Here is a 19,715-nt window from a genome sequence, read left to right on the forward strand (position 1 = left end):
TTATACTCTATGTTTTAACAAGCCATTTAATGCATACCAGCAGAAATACCAACTGGATTTAAATAAATTCAACTGAACAACCGTTCTGTAAAATTCCCACTGATACTTTGCTGTATTTATCTTATTCTGTGTCATACCAGTATCCGTGCGATATTTAGCTAATACATCCGGTAGACTATATGCAGCATCACACTCTTTCAACAAGGTAAGCCAGAGCCCCATATCTTGCCGCTTTCTAATAAGTGGCATTTTCTTTTTTCCCAAAACCTCAGCATTATACACAGCAGTAAGGCAGCCGATGACGTTACCATAAAGAAGTTGCTGATATGTAACTGAGTTTGGTGCCACAACGACGCCACCGTCACCATCTTTCGAAAACTTTTGATAGGATGAAAATGAGAACAAATATCCATTTTTCTCCATAAAAGAGATCTGATTGGAGAGTTTATTCTCAAGCCAGAGATCATCAGCATCCAAAAATGCTATATATTTTCCCTTGGCAACATCGATGGATCTATTTCTTGAAAAACCAGCACCAGAATTAGTTTCATTACGGGTAAATTTAATCCTGGAATCCGCACAGGCATATTCTCTAAGAATCTCCAACGTGTTATCACTCGAGCAATCGTCGGTGATAATCAGCTCCCAATTTTGATATGTTTGTTTTAGAACACTGTCAATAGAATCAGATATAGTCAAGCTGGAATTATACGAAGGCATTATAATAGAGACTAGAGGATGACAAGCCATTAATATTTACCTCTTAAGCAATCAAGTACATTTGAAATAAAAAAAGAGGTATATCCGGCTTTAAACACTCTAGGGATTTTTTTTATCACAAATAATATAAACATAACTCGCCACCATTTTTTATACACTCTTGAAAACATAGCGGCTTTCGCGGCGATCTTTTGTGGTGAGCTATAAAAATCCAGTCCTGAAGTAATAGGGGGATGCACGCATATCTCTAATGGATACCGCTTAACTGGAAGACCTGAGGAGAGGCAATCGGACAAAAATATCATTTCTTCACCTGATGGATATTTTGATCCCAATCCAAAAAGCTCATCAAACTTGATATTTTTTTCAGCTAACACTCTTTTATTAAAACAAATATCTATTGATGATGGTTGCGCGACCGTTAATTTATTTAAATAATACGATTTATTATTTATTTTTGTCGTTCTGCCATCAAGATACTGATGGTAATAAGTCGCCACATAAATTTCTTCATCAATCATGGTCTTTATTAACTGATAGATTTTTTCTATCGAGAATGTTACATCATCATCCATGATCAAAACATAATCACCCGATGCGTTTGCAATACCGACATTTCTACTTTTAGTTAATCCATGCTCATATAAGGGAGTATAGACAACATCCTTTCGGGACAACAACTCATGAACTATTGATTGTTTTGCCTCATGAGGATTTTGATGAACCACGACATACTCAATATTTGATGCTTGCGGAATAATTAACTTTTCTATACGAGCGGATATAGTAGATATAACAATGGATATCATCATCAAACCTTATTCATGGGCTTATAAAATTCAGTATTGGAGGTCAGCATCAAAATTATAAAATACAAACTTATTATTGCCCCCTCAATTTGAGTTAAAAAAAACAAGCCAAACATCAACATAAAAGCGAATAATTTAGCTATTTTATACCTAGGGAAAACAAGTGTTGAATAAATAATTAACAATACTAACCCGCCAGCCCCTAATAATCCACGCTGATATATTTTTATCGGAAAGGATGTCGAATCACCAAGAAAAACAGCTTTCGGCCCATAGCCAACTAAAACAGTAATCCAGTCCGTATTTGTCATAGAACTAAGCATAATATCGAATGCACTAGACCTATTATTTCCTACAAAACCTCGCTCAGAATCAAACTCTAGTCGATAAAAAATCAAATTATACAACTGATCATAAAAATAAATGAGTGCTAGTGCGATGATCGTTATAATTATTGAAAGAGCTACCCATTTCTTATTATAAAAGAGGATAAATAAGATAACAGGGAATATCAACAAGTAAAATAGCAATGATAGCGATAGTATACCTGAAATTAAAAATACAGCCCCACGCCTCCGATTAAAAAGTTCATATTTATAAACAAAAAACAACGCCTCGATTAGAATAAATGCTATCAAATACAATCCCAGAGTCCCAGGCTCCCAAAAAACAGAAGCAAAGCGATGTATAACGATGCCAGATATGTCGAATGATATCCAAGAAGGGTAATATGCTAGATAATATAAGTTTTGATAACCATCCAAATTTGCATGGTCTGGCGCACTAACTAATCCAATAGGGTTAATCAACTTGAATGTGTCTAAAAGAAAGAGAACAACACCAAATGATATTACCAGAGCATTCAAGTTTAAATACTTTATAACTGCATTTCTTAGCAATTTATATTGTGTAGATATAATCACTAATATAGCGCTAAATATAAAAATATCAGTCGGATATAAGTCATCAAGAGAAAACAAATCAGAATTTAATTTTGCAACATTGATGAGAAGCATTGTGACGAATGATAATGCAATTACAACAAGCTTACTTTTTGTCATCCATTGATGAGAAAAACTATTCCATAAAACGCCTATGACGTTCAAAATCATTGCAATGAACAAGAGATACTTACTAATCCCAAGAACTGAAGGAAGCATGTATTTCGTCGAAAGAAGCATCGAGAATAGAATTATGCTTTCCATTTAATAAATCTCATAAACAAATAACAAAGCTGAACTGCTATATTTTCAAAGCGACTTTGCATAAACATAAATCGAATAAACGCTATATTTAATTCCCCGTCTATATAGAACCTTAATATAGATTCTTTATCTCTTGGTTGATGAGCTAGAAGGTTATTACATGCAGCACGAAGCATTGTTTTCTTTTGCTCTATATAATTTTTACGTGAAACACTTGTTTTTAACACCCTATATTCTAACAACGGCTCACTTAAAGCTGCAAATCTTGTTATCTTTTGAAGCCTTGTCCATAACTCATAATCTTCAGCATATTTATACTCAGGCGAGTAATATAACTCTGCCCCCAAAACACATTTATTAAACATAACACTAGGATGTGCAAATGGTGACCCAAAAATACATGTTGCTTTGAGAATATAGTTATTATCCCACAACCGTCTCAGACCAATAATATTTCTATCTTGATCAACAGATGTATATGAACAACCAATCACTCCAACATTCTTATGTGAATGTAGATAATTTATTTGTTTCTCCAGCCTACTAGGCATAGAAATGTCATCAGCATCCATTCTTGCTATATAGTTATACTTAGCCAGAGAAAGACCTTCATTTAACGTTGAAATCAAACCTCTGTTTTCTCTGCTAACAATGACCATTCGATGGTCCTTCGCCGCATAATCTTTTAAAATGCTCAACGTATTGTCTGTAGAGCCATCATCTATGCAAATTAACTCAAAGTTGGTATATGTTTGTTTTAAAATACTTTCAATCGCATCTCGTAGATATAGTTCACCGTTATAAATTGGCATGATAACGCTGATCATTTAAATTCGCTCCATAATTATTTTTTTCGACTTGATATAAATAGGTACAATCAATAGATACTGTATTGCTATCGCAGCTAAAAAACAATATTCAATAGCGCCATATCGATGAGCAAAGATAACGACCAAAGGAGTGATTATATAGTTTAAAATTGATAAACGATAAAATGGTTCATCTTTGAATGTTCTAAAATACATAAAAACTATTTCATGCGCCAAAATAGCAAGCCTCATTATTGCAATCTGCAATACCAATCCAGTCACAAGAAATCTGTGCTGTAAATTTAAAACATCTAGTTTGAGAAACAAAATAAATATGGATGCAATAATGATATACCCAAATAGACCAAAATACAGTGCTTGCTTTAATATTGGTACTGTATCTGAAACTTTATTGCCCGCAACTAGGTTACCTAAATGAGATCTCTTTGTCTGAATCCATGCAGTCATCGCGATAGCAAGAGCATTAATGATTGAATTTGTTGCGCCATACTGACCAGCAAAAACAGCATCGACGTATTTATAAAAATAAACAGAATATATATTCCAATAGAAGTATCCAACAATCCAAACCAAGGATAACTTATACTGAAATGACAGCATGCTCTTGGCTACAGCAAGGGATCTTTTTACTGAGCTGCCTTTATACTCATAATATATGGTGGAATAGTCACCCTTGAACAAGACCACATTTGCCAAAAGCATAGACAACTGCGAAATAAACAATGAGTATAAACCAGCACCTAGCCATAATGATATTATCAAGCTGACTGAGTATGCTACACCACTAATTAGTTTTGATAAGTAGACTTTTTCAGCGTTAATTCTACCTTCTTCAACAAGTGGAACAATGTTATTTAGTATGTTTAAACAAAACAGGAGGGAGTACAATAGCCATGGCGTTAGCCATATTGATTTACTCGTATCCGCAAAGACCCATTGGGCATACAACTGTGAACTTAACAATACTAATAGTGACATTACAGTAAAAAAACATACCGCAACTCTCACATAACTATTAAAATGACTTTTTACTTTTGTCGCAGATAAGTGCTGTACAATAGCAGTTGAAAAGCCAATTTCAAATATCCATTGAATAGTCGATATTGAAATGAAGGTATAATAAACCCCCTGAACTTCGGGGGTTAGTTTAGTTGCAACCAAAAGAACCGCTAATGGTCCGCTCATTAATTTAAGAAATAATGAACAGATAGAATATAATGCGGATCTGTTTCTGATTATAAAATTATGCATGAATTAAATCTTGTTACTCACGATGATAGCAATGGCTATCGCCCCATCCCAAACAGCACAGTCTTGACTGTCAGCAGCAGGATCTTGATATCCAACATCAGACTTTGATGCTTGATATAGAAGATATCGTATTTATGCTTCCACACGGCATCTTCAATAGATGCCCCGTAGGGGTATTTGACCTGGGCCAGGCCGGTAATGCCGGGCTTGACCGCATGACGGAAGCGATAGTACGGGATAACGGCTTCCAGCTCTTTGATAAATACTTCCCGCTCGGGTCTTGGGCCAACCAGAGACATTTCCCCTTTAAAGACGTTGATCAGTTGCGGTAGTTCATCAATACGGGTCTTGCGAATGAAACGGCCAACACGAGTGACTCGGGCGTCGTTCTTGCTTGCCCATTGAGCACCATTCTTTTCGGCATCGTTTCGCATAGAGCGGAATTTGATTACGTCGAATTCCTGGTTGAACAGGCCAACCCGGGCTTGACGATAAAAAACGGGACCAGGTGATTCCAGTTTGATGGCCAGCGCAGCAAGCAGGCCAATGGGAATGGCAACCAGACTGAGCGCAATGGCAGAGACCAGATCCAGCGCACGCTTGACAATGCGGTTGGATGGGCGGGAGAGGATGGAGAAAGATTTCATGTGCAGGAAGTAGCCGCTGTGCAGCAACTCCACTTCAGTGCGGCCAAAACGACGGTCCAGATAACTGACCAGCGGTTCAACGTAGGCGCCATATTTGGTGGCCAGCACCAGCATTGCGGCCAGTTCATCGGGAAGGTCACCGCTCTTGTAATGCACAAGGGTTTTGCCTTTCAGGGCCGAGAGTTCTGTCACATTGAAGTTCAATTTGAACGGATAATCAGCAAGCACCCGCTCAATATGATTTCTATCATTATCACTGCAGTAGACATAAAGCTCATCACTTTTCATATGAACTCGCTTAAGCTCATGTACTAGATTACCAATATCCTGTGAGTGGATCTTTTCGGTTAATTGTTCATTCGCTGCATTCCATAAGGCAGCACTACTGTTGATTTTATTATCCATTTCCCTTAGCTCTCTTTATGTCTAGCTACTGATAGAAAAGCCCTATGTTTTTTTATAAAAAATAGACGTCAAGCAACCGCGTGATATAGATCGTTCTTTTTTCTCTGCGAGTGTGCTACATACGCTCGTGAGAGCTTGCAAAAAAAGGTCTACTTCATTGGGAAGCAAGAGGCTAAATCGGTACACGACGGTTGGAACATCTGCCACTATGGATATCACCACACCGCATTTCAGTTGCAGAATGTTGCCAATCCATCTGCGCTACATTCGCGTTTAGGCACACACCTTATTGATATCTCTCTCCCATAAAATACGCCAAGTAATTGCCCACAATCCTTTCTACTATTGACACAAACTCGCTCTCTAGTACCAACTGGACAACAAAAATGTCAATTACAAGACAAAAAACAGACTTCCCATAAAAAACAATAGCTACCGCCCCTGAGTTACAGCCCTCAGTGTGCTTGCAGTTTTGAATATTGTTAATTTTGCCAAAGATTTATGACAGTTTTTGTTCCTGTACACCTTGACAAGCGAGACGGCAAGGCTCTCGTTATGCTTATCCATCGTTATAACCATGATCATTCAGGCCCTATTCAGCACAAGAAGATACAGGATTAATTTTGAATTGGCGGGCGTGATTCTACCTGCGGTTTGCTCAAAATGGTAGCCAATCTGGCCTACTTAGGACTCGGTCGGTCAAAAAGCAACCAATCGACTCATATACGAAAAACGCCCAATGATGGGCGCCTAAAAAGTGGGTCAGTGATTCGCAAGAGAAAAATCTATGCTGTGTGTGGGGAGTGGTACAACATTGTCACTTGAAAGACCGCGCTGTTTGGCCAGCCAGACCAGGTCACAGATGCCGTCCGTTGGCTCAAATGCGGCAGGCGCATGCATTAAGATCTCTCGTACTTGCTGCTGATCAAAATGGTGACAAGCCTCATCCAGCGAGGTCAACAAGGAACGCAAACGATCCCATGGCAGCCAACTCTCTTGTGCCACCATGACCCTGGGATGTTCGGTTCCTCTGGCATCATCACCAATCAGTAACTCTTCATAGAGCTTTTCACCCGGCCGCAGACCGGTCACTTCGATGGCAATATCGCCATCTGGTCGCTGCTCATCACGCAGAGTCAGCCCGCTGAGCCGGATCATCCGTTTAGCCAACTCCATGATCCGTACCGGTTGTCCCATATCGAGCACAAACACGTCGCCCCCCTTCCCCATGGCTCCCGCCTGGATTACCAGCTGGGCAGCCTCTGGAATCGTCATGAAGTAACGAATGATGTCGGGATGCGTCAGGGTTATCGGCCCACCTTTATCAATCTGCTGTCTAAACAACGGGACCACTGAACCGGAAGATCCGAGTACATTGCCAAAGCGAACCATACAAAAACGGGTGTTATGCTTCTCACGGGTCAAAGCTTGCAATACCAGCTCGGCTAGGCGCTTGCTGGCCCCCATGGTATTAGTCGGTCGTACCGCCTTATCGGTGGAGATTAGTACGAAGGTCTCTACCCCTGCCTCAATGGCAGCCTGAGCTGCGTAAAGAGTTCCAAAGACATTGTTGCGGACACCTTCGATGATGTTGAACTCGACCAGCGGCACATGTTTGTATGCTGCGGCGTGGTAGACAGTCTGGATATGAAAGCTCTGCATCACAGTCTTGAGACGATGCTGGCGCTGTACTGACCCCAATAAAGGAACTAGTTCAGTTTCAATATCTTCACGCTGACACTGCTCGCGCAAGTCTTTATGTAAGATATAGAGGGCGTATTCAGATAGCTCGAACAATACCAATGTAGATGGCCTACACCGCAGGATCTGGCGGCACAACTCAGATCCAATAGAACCCCCAGCACCAGTCACCATGACCGCCTTGGCCGTTATATTCGCCTCCATCAATCTGGTTACGGGTTCTACTGGATCTCTGCCCAAAAGATCGTCTATGGAGACCTCCTTGAGTTGATCGATACGTGCAGAGCCATTGACCAAATCGGCCATACCTGGGATAGAAAGCACTTCGCAAGAGAGGGGCTCAAGTGCATTGATCACTTCCTGACGTCGTGCCCTGGTGCTGCTCGGCATGGCCAGCAAGATCTTTTGAACTCCATGGTGGTCAATCAGGGTTGGTAGCTGAGCACTGTGATAAACGGTACAGCCCTGGATCACGCACCCCTGTTTGGCGGGATCGTCATCAATAAAGGCGACGGGATAAAACTCATTGCCTTGCAACAAGGCCATTTGCAGCTGTCGGCCAGAAGAGCCCGCGCCGTAGATCAACACCTGAGTACGAGCCAAACGGGTGGTATTAAGGAGCGCTCGGAAAAATAGCCGAACACCACCGACCAGCAGCACCAGAAAGGAGAGATAGATAACCGATACCGTTCTGGGCAGGAAGATATCGAAATAAAACGCAGAGATAACGAAGAAGCAGGTTGAAAGAAATGCCCCTAGTGAGATTGTCCATAACACCCGAAAGCTGACATATCGCAACACAGCGCGATACAGCCCCAGCCGCACAAACACACTGATACTAACGATAATAATTGCGCCGAGCAGTGCCCAGTGATGGGGGCTATCGATTGGCCAGTTATGTTCAAGCCGGATCCAGTACGCACCCCAATAGGTCATGGTGATCAGGATCATATCAACGGTGACAGATACGGCACGCTTGCTGGCACGTGAGAGGGAGCCCAAGCAAGTCAGTAGCCAGCTTCCACCGGGTAAAAGCTCATTTCTCATTCTGGTACTCCTGCATTCAGGTGATACGCAAGAAACGCTAACGGCAAGTAGGCAATGACCAGACCGATCACACCATCGAGCTGGCCCAATACAATCATGACAGCGATCGGTGCAAGCCAGAGGCAATTTATAAGAAGCACAGCCAATGTCACGTTTCGATGGCTCTGCCAACGCCTCGCCAGATATTGATAGCCATGAGTACGATGAGCCTCGCTCAGACGACACTTCAGACGATAGCGATTCAGCAAAGTCCAGGTCGCATCAACCACAAATACCCCGAGCATGACGAGCCATGCCCACAGGAATTGAGGTGCAGAAGCGGCATCCAGCAGCATCAGGGAAGCCAACATCAAGCCAAGAAAACCACTGCCACCATCCCCCATAAAGATCCTGGCAGGCGGAAAATTCCAGCACAAGAAGCCCGCCGCCGAAATCCCCAGTAGCAGGGTCAAACTGGCAGACGACCACGCCCCCCCAACCAGATAATGAAATAACGCCATGAACAGGCAAACGACAACGGCCTCGCCGGCCGCCAAGCCATCGATGCCATCCATAAAGTTGTACAGGTTGATAAACCAGATCACCCCCAGCCAGGCCAGTAGATAACCGAACCAGGCGAGATCTAACTGCCAGCCAAAGAAAGTCAGCGCTGGCAAACCATCAACCGCAGATACCACCAAGGCTGCCGCTATGCTCTGCACAATCAGGCGGGTTCGGGGCTTGAGAGAGATGTGGTCATCGATAAAACCAACCAGTGCAATGCCCAGCGCCGCAGCCCATATCAATGCGAAGCTGCTCTGGGATATGCCGGAGGACAGTGGGATCAGGGTGACAAACAACGGGGCTGCCAGCAGAAAGGTCGCCACGATAGCCATTCCACCGCCTCTCGGGGTAGGCACCTGATGCGAACTGCGATGATTGGGTTGGTCAAGCAAGCGGGTCTGGGCGTAGCGCCTGAGCAGGCCGGTCATGGTGATTGAAAGAAAAAGACAAAACATCAACAACAAAACAAATGCCAGCATCAAGACGACTCACTATGGGAAGATGCCATCAGAGATAGGGTCTGAGAGAGCGAATAGGGTGCCGACCATTGTAATCGCCTCTGAGCCTTACCGGTATCCATTTCCAGAGATCCATAAATCCGTTGTAGCTTGGCATCAATCCCCAAACAACGACCAAGCCCTCTTATCACTCCTGGTGGGAGATAAAACAACCGACAGGCAACCCCTTCTGTTTCTGCAATCGCCGCCAATAACTGCGACGTCGACACTGCGACGGGATCTGCGACTAAAAAGACCTGGTTCACTGCGGCAGGGTGCGCCATTGCATGGGCAATGAAGTCACACAGATTAGGCAACGCCAACAAACTGCGCGCATTGTTCAAACGGGCAAAAGGGAGTGGGATCCCTTTGCGCACCCACGTCATCATGCTGGCAAAGTTAGCCTTCACCCCTTCCCCGTAAATAAGAGGAGGACGAATGATGGTTACCGCCATACCACACTCTTTCGCGAGTGCCATCAGCCCCTGCTCAGCCTCATACTTCGAGCGTCCATAGGGATCTTCTGGCGGACTCTGCACATTCTCATCAAATGGCTTGCCTGGCTCGGTCTGCTCGCCATTCACTTTGATCGAGCTAGTAAAGATGAAGCGCTTCACCCCTGCCTCAGCAGCCTGCCGAGCAAGCGTGAGGGTGCCCTCTGTATTCACCGCTCGAAAAGCCGCCAGGGGATCTGTCGCGGTATCTGACATCACATGCACCCTAGCTGCACAGTGAACAACCACATCCACTTGTTGCAATTGGGCTGTCCAGTTGGCATCCCCAGTCAAAGAGGGAGCCTGAACCTGGTACGAAGCAAGCGGGTGACTTCGCACCGCACCTTTCACATTAGCCCCCAGACTAAGCAGGTGTTCGCAGACCGCCTTGCCTACAAATCCGTTGGCACCTGTAACCAAGACTGTACTTTTGATATCTGCCATTACCACCAACGCCAGCCGTGAATATTGAAGAAAGTCACCATGGAACGCCCAAACATCCAGATATGGCGCCAGCCTTTGCGCGATGCATGACCACCGTGATGGACAACCTTCACCTGAGGGACATAGGCAATCCGGCTGATCTTTCCTGCCCGCAAACTGATGTCAAAATCTTCAAAATAGAGGAAAAAGCGAGGGTCAAACCCTCCGAGCTGTTGCAGAACATCTGTGCGAAACAACATAAAACAACCACTGACAATAGGTGGGTCCCACAACACATCATCATTGTTGAGGTGTTCAGCCATCTCATATTTCGCCAAGCGAGTCTGGAATAATTTCTTCACGAATGCAGGAGCAAAACCACGCAGCAATAAATCAAATACGGTTGGATAGCGTTTGCAAAGCCGTTGTACCTCACCATCTTCCCATGTAGCAAAAGGCGTCAATAATCCGCAATCCGGATGTTGCTCCATAAATTCGAGCGCATTTTTCAGTGCATCTGGGGCAACTTCAAGATCAGGGTTGAGGATAAGGTGATATTTGGCATCAGTCAGCAGTGCGCGGTTATGACCGGCACCGAATCCAGGATTTGACTGCGCAAGAATTAAGTCATGCTCACCTGAAAAATTCTTTCTTATATCTTCATTTTGAATAGCTAAATCATTTGATGGCGAGTGGTCAACGACTATCAAGAAACTAACAACCCCAGCTTCAGTTACTGCTTTCTGTAGTTTATTGAAAGTGCTTGCTATCATTACCTTTTCAGTACAATAAGTAACCACGCCAATGGATAGACAAAATTGATACATACTATTTAATCCAGTGATCACGCCATAGCAAAATATTGCGTTCAAAATAGTTATAAGTAACAGCAGATAACATTAGCGTAGTAAATATAAAACCAAGCCAATATAAAATAGCGGTATCCACGGTCACTTTTGGCAAATAGAAACCCATAGCACTTAACACTAACAAATTTACGAGATATGCAGAGTATGACCATCTAGCCACAGGTCTAACCAATCTATAAAATAAATTATTAACTCTCAGATTCATACCAGAAACAAGTAGCCCGGCAGCAGCCGTATTCGCTATTGGAAACAAGAAAACCTTCAAAAAAAGACTCTCATCCATAATTTTATCTGGCTGCATTGAGATAATAACAACTGGAATTATCAATAAAGATAAGAAAGGTGCAGCCCTAATTAACCTCTCTCGCCATAATTTACCGTGGTAATAAAAATAGCAGGTTAACACCCCAATCATAATTGAATCAAGGCGTAGTAACGCTGTCGATCTGACTTGATTAAATGTCAACTCAGGATCTGAGTACACAAGTACTCCACGCATCACTAAAGAAGAAACTAGCAATATAAAAAGAGTAACCAATAATGCCTGAATAGCTGAACCTCGCCAAGTAATTAGCATTATTAATGGTATAAGAAAATAGAAAATCTCTTCAATTACTAAACTCCAAGCCTCGCCAAAAAAACCTGGATGAGCCGACAACAAGCTTTGAGTAAATGTCATATAGCGCCATAATTCTGGCATTGACTCAGGGCGCCATGTACCAATAATCAACCAATTCAAGGACAAGAATAATAAATAGTTAGGGTATGTTCGTAAAAAACGACGCACCCAAAAGTGGGGGATCCAGCGCCATCTACTCTCACTGCTAGAACTTTTCTCTATAATAATTGAACCGATTAAAAAACCAGACAATACGAAAAAAATCTCAACGCCGAGAAAGCCGCCAAATTTGAAAAGTTGAGCATCTGGAAAAATTGGAAACAATAGACGACGACCATGCGAAAGCAACACTAGAAGGATTGCACTAGCTCGACAAATGTCGAGCCAGTGATTATCTTTTTCAATATGACTTAACATAATTAGTTGGCTGTATAAGCAGCAATTTTATCTTGCAATTTATTCTCGCTATTTTGTATTAATTTTTTATACGTCATATTTGAGATGCCCCACAAAGTAGAGTTCAAGTCTTCTTTATGACCAACTAAATATCTGGATGTCACGATTGTGTGAACATCATCATGCTGCTCAATGAAACGATCAATGGTATTAGTTTGCGCATCGTGATTACAGCTATCCCAAGCCAAGAGCTTATCATAGAATTTATCCGAGTAAATATTTGTGACCATACTTACCATTTTATCTATATGAACATAACGCTCATTGTCAACATATTCGACGTGTAATATTTTAACATCATCATGCAAGTCAGCAATCAAACCAGCAAATACATCCCAGTTTTCTTTTTCAGATAAATACTTTTTAATATTATTAAGTCTGCTCGAAAAATCATCCGGAAGAAAAACATCGTCTTCACAGATAGTAATTTGCGGAAAATTGAGATCTTTCGCCCTATTAATTAGGAATTTATAACTTAATCCACATCCTACCCATCCAAGTCGATGTCTTAGGCCAGGAATATACTGAATACCATAGTGGTTATCTTTTTCAAAGTCCGCTTTGCGGGCAGTCGTCTCAGGTAATCCTAAGCAAATCATATCTGTATCAAACTGAATTACATCTCCCACAGCCTGATAAAAATCATCATAAGTGATCAGGTCGTGTGCTAAAAACAATCTCAGGAAATAATAGGAAAACATATCAGGCATGTCAGTACAGCCTTTTCTTATTTCATTATTTCGCTCTTTTCTGGCAACATCATTGGAGACCCAATAATCAACTTTTTCCACCATAGCTTGAATATCATTCACAGGAACAAAGTCAACCAAAGGCAACAGAGCAGAATACTCATCCATATCTGAACTTTCTTCAGATACAATGACTTTATTTTGTGACAAACACTCGTATATTCTGGTTGTTTCCAGTAGAGCGCCTTCATAATAATGAATATTAACAATCACTTTTGCCTTGGACATTTCAGCATACAGCGCGTCACCAAAAAGATCATTAATGATTTTCACAGAGAAATGTTTTTTTAGCTCGGCAACATAGGCTCTGCGCCTATCATTATTGATGTCACCATAAAATAACACATCAACCGTCTCTGGGACCGGGTGGTTGGCAAGCTCTCGCGGAAGCAAGCCCACTGGCAGATGATAGATCTGACGATAACTCAATCCTTTATCTTGCAAAAAGGCAATGTTTTTCAAAGAATAATCAAAAATGGCTAGGGAATTTTCCAAGCGAGCAAGGTAATCCTCCGTAAACCAACGAGAACTGACAGATTGTTCAAGTTGATACGCGATATACTGTCCTGGTAAAACAGGGAACATCTGTGGACAAATAACAATATGCAAAACGTCCAAGTAACCTTCTTCGGGCATTTGATATTGAACTACAGCCTGAATATTCACTTTTTTCAAACTAGCACACATCAATTCAGCGAGATAACCACAATGCGCAGTAGTCAAAATAACTAACTCGGCAGTATCTTTGCCTCCTAATGAAATAACCTCAGGCATAACATGATGAGACCTGCCATCCAATACATGGCTAACACGATGCAAAGTCGCGCTGATGCCTTGCTGTCGTAAACTGCGCAAACCTTTCGTGAATAATGATGGATTTCTTGCAAGAGTAACGATAGGGCGACATAATGGGTGAATCGTTCTCGCCAATTTACCACGACGGCCACCTTCATTGCATACTTGCCGCCAGCCTTGTTTCAACGCTGCTATATCACCACGCAACAAGCGCCCGATCACTCGCAAAGGCATCGTTATGCGCCAAGATAAACTGGTTGTTACTTGTTGCAGCCAAGATTGAAAGATCTCTTTCTGGTGCTGAAGTTGTTTTTCAAGTGTATTCACTTGGTGAGATGCAAGTTCAGCTTGTTCAGAGAGGATTGCTAGCCGTTGAGAGAGGTTATCAGCCATCTCAGAAGTTGTTATCCGCTCAGAAGCCACCTGTTTCAGCTCTGCAGCCAATTGTTGAGCTTCATCAATACTTTTCCGCTGCATTTCAATGATAGCGAGAGATTCCTGAAGTTGACTCGCAACCGCCATCTCATAATCAGATATTTGCTGGGCATGTGACGTTGCCAGTTCAGCTAGAGAGGATTCCAATTCCGCGTTACGCTCTTGCAACGCTCGAACTTCAGCCTGATGCTCGCGAGCAAGATTGGCAAACTGTATAGAAACCGCAGCTTGTACCGAAACAGGGAGCCCATCAAATATTTTAGGATCAAGGTGATCTTGTTGCATGTATTCGCTCACATGGCAAAGGATTATATCATGCTGTTCTGGTTGACCTAACCGGAAGCGTAAATATGAAGGTTTTAGCTGTAATGAGAAAGGCACCAAGTACCCAAACAGATAGAAACTGAGTCGTCTTTTCCGCTCAGCATCATCATGAGTCTCCAGAATAAAATTGTAAGAACTATCGCCCCAGACTGTTAATGATTTGTCCAGTAAAAGCGCCTCCAGTCCTACACTAGAGTTGATAGTTAATATCTGTCGACACAAGGCAACAAAGCATAGGCTATTAGGTGAATCATCGAGACAAACCTGTGCGGTTTTAAGCGCAAACGGACTCCCCGGATGAGCACGAACAAGCAGATCATCCGCAGCCACTTTCTGCCGTGCGGCAGCAAGCAGTGCGAGATTGCTCATTCCGTTGCCATAAGCAACCAGATTAGAATCATCTTCTACCTGCAATACAGCCCCACATTCATAAGTGCTTTGCGCTGGCAATTTTTGGTAGGTTTCGGGATGAGTCAAGAAAAACTGCAATAGCTCCCGAGTAGTAAGTGATAATAGCCCGCCATTACAACGTGCATAACGTTGTGCGCATTCAGTGTTGCCATTGACGCCCAGAAAGTCGACATAACCGGTCTCACGATACAGTGGCCCACGTAGTGGACCCAACTCAATATGAATGACAGGGATGCCACGTGCAGCACATACCGCCTCTAATGAAGCAACATTACAAATAGTTACGATGGCTTCAAGATCAGCCGGAGCAGCATCCAGTAACGCCTCAAGTTCACGCTCATATTCAGCATCACGCTCACACAAGAAGCGCCGAAACGCCTCTATCGGATTACCATTCAGCTTATTCAGCCAATCATCAAATCTATTTTCATCCAACCATGCGTAATGATGCTGTTCAGGCATAACGTTAACTGGAAAGGAATAACCCAACCTAGACTGTACCGCCGGATCACATTCCCAGCGACCTTCCCATTCATCGGATGCTCGAACATAATCGCGCCCAGTGATAAAAAAAGCTGGTTCATTAGTCCATTCACACAGCAAGCGGTAATAGCACCAAAGATAGGGTGCTGCCTGAGCACGGAAAGGATAAGGAGGTAGAAAAGCAGCCAGCATTGATAACTCCGAGAAATTCAGGCCATAACGGTAATAGGAGCGTGTACAACGCCACCCAGCTCTCTGGAAGACCAGAACTTGATTGCCTGCATTGGCCGACGCTGATCAAGTTCTTCACGCTCCCCTCCCTTGAGAGAGGCTAAACCACAGTGCAACAAATAATCACCACTATTAATTGGTAAGGTCACTTGATAAGTCACCAATTGGCGACCAGGTTTCAAGCTTATGGGGTGACCGGCGGCAATATTACTATCACCCCATATATCACCACCTTGGGCACGACTCAATGAAAGCCCTAATGCCACATCTTCAATAATCTGGCTCGACCAGAGTTCAAAGCGGAGCGTCAGAGTTTCACCTGATTTCACAAGGGGTTCTTCATGAAAAGGTGTACCATCCGCCTTAACAATGGTCAGAGCGGCAATAATCGCGCGAGCAGAGCCAAATCGTTTCTCGCCCAACGCTAAATTGGCTTCATTTTTTTGCTTTTCAAGTAAAACTAGCTGTGATGGACAATCGCCATCACTCTCAAGATCTGGCAATGCCAAGGTTTCTGCTTGTTCCTGCGATAGGATCATGCCCTTTTCATACGCCATCACAGCAGCAAGCACATCAGTGGTATCACCAATAAGGCGACCCCCTTCCATAACCAGACAGCGATCGGCATACTCCAAGATACTGCCAGTTGAGTGGGTCACCATCAAAATGGTAACACCCTTAGCTTTCAGGGCTTCCATACGCTTGAAACACTTGTACTGGAAACCGATATCGCCAACTGCCAACGCCTCATCGACTATCAAAATTTCAGGGTCAATACACGCCTGCACTGCAAACGCAAGACGCACGTACATGCCACTGGAATAGGTCTTGACCGGTTGCTCCATAAAATCGCCAATGTCGGCAAAACGGGCAATTTCATCAAACTTTGCATCAATATCCTCTTTGCTCAACCCTAATACAGTGGCATTGAGATAGACATTGTCACGACCACTAAACTCAGGATTAAAACCAGCGCCCAACTCAAGCAGCGCCGCAATACGTCCATTAACAATGACTTCACCATGAGAAGGGTTGAGGGTGCCACAGATCAGCTGGAGCAATGTGGATTTTCCAGCCCCGTTATGGCCAATGATCCCTACTGTCTCACCCTTTTTAATCGTGAAATCAATTTTCCGAAGTGCCCAAAACTCGCGAAAATATTGTCTGGCAGCACGGCTAAACAACCGAAATAAGCGGGGAATCACAAACTGCTTGAGTCGATCGACCGGCTGCTCATAAACCTGATAACACTTGCTCAAACCACGCACTTCAATTGCTATTTTATCAGAGCACATCGGCAAATCCCTTACGCGTTTTCTGGAACAAGGCGAATCCTGCATACATGACAGACATTCCGATAATCAATGTTGTGCTGTATAACTCCCAAGAAGGCAGTTTTCCCCAATAAAGAACATCACGCACCTGCGCAATCACAGGAGTAAGAGGATTGACGTTAAGCCAATGACGGTACTCTTCTGGCAACGCTTCGACAGGATAAAATATCGGTGAGAGGAACATTAATATTGTACTGATAACACCAACCAGTTGTGAAAGATCACGCAAGTAGACCCCCATCGCAGCAAGAGCCCACGAAACGCCCATGACTAACAAGGCGAGCGGTAAAATTACAACTGGGAAGAGCAATGCGGTAACAGGCGGAATGCCAAAGGCAATAACATAAAAAGCGATCCACACCATAAAACTGATCACTAAATTTATCATGGCACTACCCAACGCAACCCAAGGCAGGATATCAAGTGGAAATACAACCTTTTTAACGTAGTTAATATTTTCCAGAATCAAACGCGGTGCTCGATTAAAACACTCGGAAAATAGATTGAATACCATTAAACCGGCAAATAATACCAAAGCAAATTCGCTGCGTGAATCACTACCGCCACTCCAGCGAGCCTTAAATACCACACTAAAAATAAAGGTATAAACAGCCAACATAAAAAGTGGAGTAAACAGAGCCCACAAATTTCCAAACAGTGAACCACGGTATCTAGCAGCGACTTCTCGACGAACTAGAGTAATAATTAAATGACGATTGGTATAAAAAGACAACATACGAATTGGGGATATACTACTATCTCGATTCATAAACACCCTTGGGAAAATAATAACGCCACACAATACCCCGTTGAAATGCCTTACGTGCACATATCAAAACATTATAATTCATCAGCTTTATATAATAGTGATGAAAAATCAAAGAAAATATTCCGCATCAGAAAACATAGCAGCCATCTCATCCTTTTTTGATAAAAGCGTATTATTTGATGGCCAATTAATACTTAAGTTTTCGTCATTCCACAATATGCTCCGGTCACTTTGTGGATGATAATAATTAGTTGTTTTATATAAAAACTCAGCAGTCTCACTTATAGTAAAAAAACCGTGTGCAAATCCTTCCGGGATCCACAGCTGCCGCTTATTCCCACCAGATAGATGAACACCGATCCATTTCCCAAAGGTCGGCGAGCTTTTGCGGATATCTACCGCCACATCAAACACTTCACCAGCCACACAACGTACCAGCTTGCCCTGGGCATGGGGCGGCAACTGATAGTGCAAGCCACGTAATACCCCTTTTGAAGACTTCGAGTGATTATCCTGCACAAAAGTTACCGGATATCCCACCGCTTCTTCAAACAGCTTGTGATTGAAACTTTCAAAGAAAAAACCACGTTCATCACCAAATACCTTGGGCTCAAAAATAAGCACATCAGGAATAGCTGTCTTGATTACATTCATCTGTGTGTCCACATTTAATTAAATTTTTATGGGAGATGTATATTCCCTCCCCCATATCACATCAGGCTTTGGCAACCATTCTTAACAAGTATTGGCCATAAGCATTCTTTGCCAACGGCGCAGCAAGCTCACGTATCTGGTCGGCACTGATAAACTTCTGGCGATAGGCGATCTCTTCAGGGCATGCCACTTTCAATCCCTGACGTGTCTCGATGGTCTGAATAAAGTTGCTCGCTTCAATCATGCTTTCATGGGTGCCGGTATCAAGCCAAGCATAACCACGGCCCATCATCGCCACCGACAGATTGCCTTGCTCCAGGTAGATACGGTTCACATCGGTGATTTCCAGCTCACCACGCGGTGATGGCTTCAGGCTCTTGGCAATATCTACCACACTATTGTCATAGAAATAGAGGCCGGTGACCGCATAGTTGCTCTTGGGCTCCAACGGCTTCTCTTCCAGAGAGATAGCGGTTCCCTCTTTATCAAACTCAACAACCCCATAACGCTCAGGGTCGTGCACGTGGTAAGCAAAGACGGTGGCGCCGCTCTCTTTGGCCGCTGCCGCCTCCAGCTGTTTCTGCAGGTCGTGGCCGTAGAAGATGTTGTCCCCCAGTACCAACGCACACGGGTCTGAACCGATGAACTCTTCACCCAGAATAAAGGCTTGTGCCAACCCGTCCGGACTTGGCTGTACCTTGTATTGCAAGTTCAGGCCCCACTGGCTGCCATCACCCAGCAATTGCTCAAAACGGGGGGTATCTTGCGGCGTACTGATGATCAAAATATCGCGAATACCGGCCAGCATCAGGGTGCTGAGCGGATAGTAGATCATCGGCTTGTCATAGATTGGCAGCAGCTGCTTGCTCACCGCCATGGTGACCGGATAGAGACGGGTGCCTGAGCCACCGGCCAGAATAATGCCTTTACGTTTGGTCATGATGCTTATTTCTTATTTTTAAATTGCAAAAGAAAAGGGTGGCTTGCGGCCACACCTTTTAAGTTTTATCCCTA

At 43.3% G+C, this 19,715-nt stretch carries 16 protein-coding genes; all 16 read right to left on the reverse strand.

The window, feature by feature from the left end; all coding sequences use genetic code 11:
- Nucleotides 1-750, reverse strand: coding sequence for a glycosyltransferase family 2 protein (locus PG898_RS08960; RefSeq protein ID WP_270823744.1), 750 nt, complete (start codon nucleotides 748-750; stop codon nucleotides 1-3).
- Nucleotides 750-1,532, reverse strand: a complete 783-nt coding sequence (locus PG898_RS08965; RefSeq protein WP_270823743.1) for a glycosyltransferase family 2 protein — start codon at nucleotides 1,530-1,532, stop codon at nucleotides 750-752. The genes PG898_RS08960 and PG898_RS08965 overlap by 1 nt, the downstream gene beginning before the upstream one ends.
- The gene (locus PG898_RS08970) at nucleotides 1,532-2,734 is read right to left on the reverse strand and encodes a hypothetical protein (protein ID WP_270823742.1); all 1,203 of its coding nucleotides are present in this window, start codon (nucleotides 2,732-2,734) and stop codon (nucleotides 1,532-1,534) included. Before PG898_RS08970 ends, PG898_RS08965 begins: the two co-directional genes overlap by 1 nt.
- On the reverse strand, nucleotides 2,722-3,561 hold the full coding sequence (locus tag PG898_RS08975; protein WP_270823740.1) for a glycosyltransferase: 840 nt from the start codon (nucleotides 3,559-3,561) through the stop codon (nucleotides 2,722-2,724). Before PG898_RS08975 ends, PG898_RS08970 begins: the two co-directional genes overlap by 13 nt.
- Nucleotides 3,562-4,815, reverse strand: coding sequence for an oligosaccharide flippase family protein (locus PG898_RS08980; RefSeq protein WP_270823739.1), 1,254 nt, complete (start codon nucleotides 4,813-4,815; stop codon nucleotides 3,562-3,564).
- A 35-nt stretch (nucleotides 4,816-4,850) separates the two neighbouring features.
- The gene (locus PG898_RS08985; protein WP_270823738.1) at nucleotides 4,851-5,867 is read right to left on the reverse strand and encodes a sugar transferase; all 1,017 of its coding nucleotides are present in this window, start codon (nucleotides 5,865-5,867) and stop codon (nucleotides 4,851-4,853) included.
- A gap of 762 nt (nucleotides 5,868-6,629) precedes the next feature.
- Entirely contained in the window at nucleotides 6,630-8,615 is a 1,986-nt protein-coding gene (locus tag PG898_RS08990; RefSeq protein ID WP_270823737.1) for a polysaccharide biosynthesis protein, read from the reverse strand.
- A complete protein-coding gene (locus tag PG898_RS08995) occupies nucleotides 8,612-9,637 on the reverse strand; it encodes an MraY family glycosyltransferase (protein ID WP_270823736.1) in 1,026 nt (341 codons plus the stop codon). The genes PG898_RS08990 and PG898_RS08995 overlap by 4 nt, the downstream gene beginning before the upstream one ends.
- On the reverse strand, nucleotides 9,637-10,593 hold the full coding sequence (locus tag PG898_RS09000; RefSeq protein WP_270823735.1) for a UDP-glucose 4-epimerase family protein: 957 nt from the start codon (nucleotides 10,591-10,593) through the stop codon (nucleotides 9,637-9,639). The genes PG898_RS08995 and PG898_RS09000 overlap by 1 nt, the downstream gene beginning before the upstream one ends.
- On the reverse strand, nucleotides 10,593-11,399 hold the full coding sequence (locus tag PG898_RS09005) for a glycosyltransferase family 2 protein (RefSeq protein WP_270823734.1): 807 nt from the start codon (nucleotides 11,397-11,399) through the stop codon (nucleotides 10,593-10,595). Before PG898_RS09005 ends, PG898_RS09000 begins: the two co-directional genes overlap by 1 nt.
- A gap of 1 nt (nucleotide 11,400) precedes the next feature.
- A complete protein-coding gene (locus PG898_RS09010) occupies nucleotides 11,401-12,477 on the reverse strand; it encodes an acyltransferase family protein (protein ID WP_270823733.1) in 1,077 nt (358 codons plus the stop codon).
- Between the two features lie 2 nt (nucleotides 12,478-12,479).
- The gene (locus PG898_RS09015) at nucleotides 12,480-15,905 is read right to left on the reverse strand and encodes a GT99 family glycosyltransferase N-terminal domain-containing protein (RefSeq protein WP_270823732.1); all 3,426 of its coding nucleotides are present in this window, start codon (nucleotides 15,903-15,905) and stop codon (nucleotides 12,480-12,482) included.
- 17 nt (nucleotides 15,906-15,922) lie between these two features.
- Complete coding sequence (locus PG898_RS09020; protein WP_270823731.1) at nucleotides 15,923-17,239, reverse strand: ABC transporter ATP-binding protein; 1,317 nt, start codon at nucleotides 17,237-17,239, stop codon at nucleotides 15,923-15,925.
- Nucleotides 17,229-18,047, reverse strand: a complete 819-nt coding sequence (locus PG898_RS09025) for an ABC transporter permease (protein ID WP_234676855.1) — start codon at nucleotides 18,045-18,047, stop codon at nucleotides 17,229-17,231. The genes PG898_RS09020 and PG898_RS09025 overlap by 11 nt, the downstream gene beginning before the upstream one ends.
- Before the next feature lie 108 nt (nucleotides 18,048-18,155).
- A complete protein-coding gene (gene rfbC / locus PG898_RS09030; RefSeq protein ID WP_234676856.1) occupies nucleotides 18,156-18,701 on the reverse strand; it encodes a dTDP-4-dehydrorhamnose 3,5-epimerase in 546 nt (181 codons plus the stop codon).
- Nucleotides 18,702-18,762: 61 nt separating this feature from the next.
- Nucleotides 18,763-19,641 (reverse strand): glucose-1-phosphate thymidylyltransferase RfbA, encoded by an 879-nt coding sequence (gene rfbA, locus PG898_RS09035; RefSeq protein ID WP_059168600.1) that lies wholly within the window; start codon nucleotides 19,639-19,641, stop codon nucleotides 18,763-18,765.
- Nucleotides 19,642-19,715 lie beyond the last annotated feature (74 nt).

It is taken from the genome of Aeromonas sp. QDB31 (assembly GCF_027707605.1).
Classification (GTDB): Bacteria; Pseudomonadota; Gammaproteobacteria; order Enterobacterales; family Aeromonadaceae; genus Aeromonas; species Aeromonas media.

Bases quoted from the DNA above. Each gene is read 5' to 3' on its own strand.
- PG898_RS08960 (WP_270823744.1), bottom strand. From the start codon at position 750: ATGGCTTGTCATCCTCTAGTCTCTATTATAATGCCTTCGTATAATTCC.
- PG898_RS08965 (WP_270823743.1), bottom strand. From the start codon at position 1,532: ATGATGATATCCATTGTTATATCTACTATATCCGCTCGTATAGAAAAG.
- PG898_RS08970 (WP_270823742.1), bottom strand. From the start codon at position 2,734: ATGGAAAGCATAATTCTATTCTCGATGCTTCTTTCGACGAAATACATG.
- PG898_RS08975 (WP_270823740.1), bottom strand. From the start codon at position 3,561: ATGATCAGCGTTATCATGCCAATTTATAACGGTGAACTATATCTACGA.
- PG898_RS08980 (WP_270823739.1), bottom strand. From the start codon at position 4,815: ATGCATAATTTTATAATCAGAAACAGATCCGCATTATATTCTATCTGT.
- PG898_RS08985 (WP_270823738.1), bottom strand. From the start codon at position 5,867: ATGGATAATAAAATCAACAGTAGTGCTGCCTTATGGAATGCAGCGAAT.
- PG898_RS08990 (WP_270823737.1), bottom strand. From the start codon at position 8,615: ATGAGAAATGAGCTTTTACCCGGTGGAAGCTGGCTACTGACTTGCTTG.
- PG898_RS08995 (WP_270823736.1), bottom strand. From the start codon at position 9,637: ATGCTGGCATTTGTTTTGTTGTTGATGTTTTGTCTTTTTCTTTCAATC.
- PG898_RS09000 (WP_270823735.1), bottom strand. From the start codon at position 10,593: ATGGCAGATATCAAAAGTACAGTCTTGGTTACAGGTGCCAACGGATTT.
- PG898_RS09005 (WP_270823734.1), bottom strand. From the start codon at position 11,399: ATGTATCAATTTTGTCTATCCATTGGCGTGGTTACTTATTGTACTGAA.
- PG898_RS09010 (WP_270823733.1), bottom strand. From the start codon at position 12,477: ATGTTAAGTCATATTGAAAAAGATAATCACTGGCTCGACATTTGTCGA.
- PG898_RS09015 (WP_270823732.1), bottom strand. From the start codon at position 15,905: ATGCTGGCTGCTTTTCTACCTCCTTATCCTTTCCGTGCTCAGGCAGCA.
- PG898_RS09020 (WP_270823731.1), bottom strand. From the start codon at position 17,239: ATGTGCTCTGATAAAATAGCAATTGAAGTGCGTGGTTTGAGCAAGTGT.
- PG898_RS09025 (WP_234676855.1), bottom strand. From the start codon at position 18,047: ATGAATCGAGATAGTAGTATATCCCCAATTCGTATGTTGTCTTTTTAT.
- rfbC (WP_234676856.1), bottom strand. From the start codon at position 18,701: ATGAATGTAATCAAGACAGCTATTCCTGATGTGCTTATTTTTGAGCCC.
- rfbA (WP_059168600.1), bottom strand. From the start codon at position 19,641: ATGACCAAACGTAAAGGCATTATTCTGGCCGGTGGCTCAGGCACCCGT.